The 3,050-nt window shown below is 71.9% G+C and carries 5 protein-coding genes; 3 read left to right on the forward strand and 2 right to left on the reverse strand.

Annotation, left to right across the window (positions count from 1 at the left end; all coding sequences use genetic code 11):
• Nucleotides 1–31: 31 nt before the first annotated feature.
• Nucleotides 32–310 carry a YggT family protein gene (locus AB0C29_RS41020; protein ID WP_360832531.1) on the reverse strand — a complete coding sequence of 93 codons (279 nt, stop codon included), beginning with the start codon at nt 308–310 and terminating at the stop codon, nt 32–34.
• Between the two features lie 77 nt (nt 311–387).
• Between AB0C29_RS41020 and AB0C29_RS41025 the strand changes: the two genes are divergently transcribed.
• Together AB0C29_RS41025 and AB0C29_RS41030 are read left to right on the forward strand one after the other, a co-directional pair.
• The gene (locus AB0C29_RS41025) at nt 388–1,116 is read left to right on the forward strand and encodes an MBL fold metallo-hydrolase (protein WP_360832534.1); all 729 of its coding nucleotides are present in this window, start codon (nt 388–390) and stop codon (nt 1,114–1,116) included.
• 9 nt (nt 1,117–1,125) lie between these two features.
• Nucleotides 1,126–1,674, forward strand: coding sequence for a GNAT family protein (locus tag AB0C29_RS41030; RefSeq protein WP_360832536.1), 549 nt, complete (start codon nt 1,126–1,128; stop codon nt 1,672–1,674).
• Here the strand turns inward: AB0C29_RS41030 and AB0C29_RS41035 are convergent.
• Nucleotides 1,643–2,512, reverse strand: a complete 870-nt coding sequence (locus AB0C29_RS41035; RefSeq protein ID WP_360832539.1) for an NAD(P)H-binding protein — start codon at nt 2,510–2,512, stop codon at nt 1,643–1,645. The two genes, AB0C29_RS41030 and AB0C29_RS41035, sit on opposite strands and share 32 nt — an antisense overlap.
• Nucleotides 2,513–2,593: 81 nt before the next feature.
• Between AB0C29_RS41035 and AB0C29_RS41040 the strand changes: the two genes are divergently transcribed.
• Nucleotides 2,594–3,050 (forward strand): TetR/AcrR family transcriptional regulator (locus AB0C29_RS41040; RefSeq protein WP_360832541.1); only part of this gene is annotated, 457 nt, incomplete at its 3' end.

Genomic DNA, 3,050 nt, shown 5'->3' on the forward strand with positions numbered 1-3,050 from the left:
GCCGTCGTCGGTCAGTAGAAGTCGGGAGGGGTCAGCCGATCAGCGAGCGGATGATCACGATGGCCAGGAAGACCACGATGAAGGCCAGGTCGAGGGACATCCCGCCGAGACGCAACGGCGGCACGACCCGGCGGACCGGGGCCAGGATCGGCTCGGTCACCGCGTGCACCCCGGCGGAGAGCCGGGAACGCACGGACCCGTACGCGGACGGCCCGGCCAGCGCCACGGTCCAGTCGAGCACCGCCCGGGCGATCAGCAACACCTGCAGCAGCAGCAACACCAAGCTCACGATGGCGAGCACGAGACCCATGAAGACCTCCAAGGCCGGACGGGGGCGCTCTCCACTATGCGGGTTTTTGTTGTGAATTCGCTGAGTGGCGGTTGCGGATGCGGCTGACTGTGCTGGGGGCTTGCGGCGCGTGGCCGGAGCCGGGCTCGGCCTGCAGTGGCTACCTCGTCGAGCACGACGGCTTCCGGCTGGTGCTCGATCTGGGCTACGCCACCATGCCGCGGCTGCCCGGGCCGGTCGACGCGGTCTTTGTCAGCCACGGCCACCCCGACCACTGCGCGGACCTGAACCCGCTGCTGCGCGCCCGGGCGCTGAGCGCGGATCCGCCGGCGCCGTTGCCGGTCTACGCCCTGCCGGGCGCGCTCGACGCGGTCCTGGCGCTGGACCGGCCGGGGATGCTCGACGACGCCTACGTGCTGCACGAGCTCACGCCGGGGGAGCCCTTCCGGGTCGGCCCGTTCGCCGCGTCGACCCGGCTGCTGCCGCATTTTGTGCCCAACGCGGGGATCCGGCTGGCCGCCGGTGGGCGGGTGCTGGCGTACACGGGGGACTGCGGCCCGAGTCCCGAGGTGGTGGCGCTGGCCCGGGACGCGGATCTGCTGATCGCCGACGCGACGCATCTGAGCGGCGTACCGGTGGATGATCTGGGTCTGCTCAGTGGTCCGCGGGATGCGGGCCGGCAGGCCCGGGAAGCGGGAGCGCGGCACCTGCTGCTCGCCCATCTGTGGCCCGGCACCGACCATCGGGCCGCCGTTGCCGAGGCGGCGGCCGAATACCCGGGCCGGATCGGTGTCGCGGTGCCCGGACTCGTCGTCACCCCTGGGTAGGCTGCCGGGATGTACGCGATCGATCTTGGCGGAGGAGCGCAGCTGCGGCCGCTGGAGCCGTGGCAGGCGCCGGAATTCCTCGCCCACATGGACCGGGCCCGCGCCACCGTGGACCCGTGGATCCCGTGGGCGGGCATCAGCACTGATCTGGAGTCCGCGACGGCGACCCTGCAGCGCTATGCGGACAAGGCGGCCGGCGACAGCGGCCGGCTGCACGGCATCTGGCTCGACGGCACGCTGGTCGGCGGCGTCATGTTCGTCCACTTCGACGTGGCCGCGGGCACCTGTGAGGTCGGCTGCTGGCTGGAGCCGGCCGCCCAGGGCCGCGGCCTGATCAGCCGCGCCGCCCGGCTCCTCATCGACTGGGCGATCGAGGTGCGGGGCATCTTCCGCGTCGAGTGGCACTGCCGTACGGACAACACCGCGAGCTCGAACGTCGCCCGCCGCCTGGGCATGCGCCTGGACGGCGTGCTGCGCGGGGAATTCCTCTACAAAGGTGTCCGCCACGACACCGAGGTGTGGTCGCTCATCGCTCCGGACCGGCCGGCAGCGAGCTGACCAGGTAGTCCTCGATGCTGGTGGCGGGGCGGCCCAGCAGGCCGGCCAGCGTCGGGTCGGCGGGCCCGAAGTCGCCGTGCCGGCTCGCGGCGAACAGGCCCACCAGCATGTCGGCGGCGGCCTCGGGCAGACCCGCGGCGAGCAACCCCTGCCGGTATTCCTCGTCCGCGACGACCACCCGGCGGATGGGCCGGCCGATGCGCTGCGCCGCGATCTCGGCCACCCGGGTCATGTCGACCGCTGCCGGGCCGGTCAGCGGCGGGGTGAAACCGTCGAAGCCGCCGTCGACCAGGATCCGCGCGGCCGCCGCGGCCAGGTCGGCGTGGGTGGTCCAGGCGACCGGGCCGTCCTCGGGCACCCGCAGCTCGCCCGTCTCCAGGGCATGCCTGAGCAGCAGCGGGACTGTGCTGGCGTAGAAGCCGTTGCGCAGCGAGGTGAACGCGACGCCGGCCTGCCGCAGAGCGTCCTCGGTCGCGGCGTGGTCGGGCATCGGCGGGAACGGCGAAGCCGGGCCGGCACCCATGTGGCTGGTGTAGACGATCCGCTTGGCGCCCGCCGCGACTGCGGCGTCGACAGCGTTGCGGTGCCGGCGCACGGACTCCGCCCCGGTGCTGTTCACCGAGACGATGAGCACGGTGGACGCCCCCTCGAAGGCGTCGCTCAGGCCGGCGGGGTTGTCGAAGTCGCCTGGCCGGACCCGGACGCCGCGCTGCTGCAGGCCGGTGAGCTGCTGCGGATCGCGGGCGCTGGCCCCGAGCTGATCGGCCGGCACGTGCTCCAGCAGGTTGTCGAGGACGGCGCTGCCCAGCTGTCCGCTTGCCCCGGTAACGATGATCATGTGATGTCCTTTCCAGTGATAACGCAGGAACCGTACCACTGGAAATACCAGTGGAATCAAGATTGAGTTATCATTGGTTTTGTGAGTGACAACACGCGTGACCGCATCGTCGACGCGGCTCTGGAGCTGCTGACCGCGGGCGGCGAGGACGCCATCTCCACGCGGGCCGTCAGCGCGGCCGCCGGGGTGCAGCCGCCGACCATCTACCGGTTCTTCGGCGACAAGCAGGGCCTGCTCGACGTCATCGCGACCCACGGGCTCCAGCAATATCTGGCCACCAAATCCGTGGCGCCGCTGTCCGACGACCCGGTGTCGGACCTGCGCCGCGGCTGGGACCTGCACGTGGAGCTGGGCCTGGCCAACCCCGCGCTCTACAAACTGATGTACGGGCGACCCCGCACCGGCCACGCCGCCTCGGCCGCCACCCGCGCGGCGGCCGACGTGCTGGCCGGGCACATCAGGCGGATCGCCGAGGCCGGCCGGCTACGACATCCTCTTCTTCTGGGTCGCCCGGATGATGATGTTCGGCCTGTACGCG

It is taken from the genome of Actinoplanes sp. NPDC048791 (assembly GCF_040650095.1).
Classification (GTDB): domain Bacteria; phylum Actinomycetota; class Actinomycetes; order Mycobacteriales; family Micromonosporaceae; genus Actinoplanes.